The organism is Hymenobacter sediminis (assembly GCF_003231285.1).
In the GTDB taxonomy this organism is placed as follows: Bacteria; Bacteroidota; Bacteroidia; order Cytophagales; family Hymenobacteraceae; genus Hymenobacter; species Hymenobacter sediminis.
On the sequence record NZ_QKNS01000054.1, the window covers coordinates 1 to 280 of the forward strand.

The window sequence follows — 280 nt, forward strand, 5'->3', positions numbered from 1 at the left end:
CCAAGGTGATCTTCGCGCCTGCGAAGTAAGCCCGGGTCTAGCTGGAGGTGTCGCCCGCGAGTGCCGTCGCGCGCGCGGCATCGAAGGGCCAGTCGAGTTCACGCCCGGTGGCCGCGTCCCGCAGTACCGGCACGCGCATGCCATAAGCGGTCTCCAGCACCTCGTCCTCGTCGATGAAGACGCTTTCGAAGTCGGGGAAGCGGGCCTGCGCCAGCACCTCGAGCGCGAGGTCGCAGAGGTGGCAGTCGTCGCGCTGGAAAAGGATGAACCGGGTCAGGGG

General features: G+C 67.9%; 1 protein-coding gene. It reads right to left on the reverse strand.

Going from position 1 to position 280, the window contains the following annotated elements; translation table 11 throughout:
* Positions 1-37 precede the first annotated feature (37 nt).
* Positions 38-280: glutaredoxin family protein (locus DNI29_RS23935; protein ID WP_202910590.1), on the reverse strand; the 243-nt coding region annotated here is incomplete at its 5' end.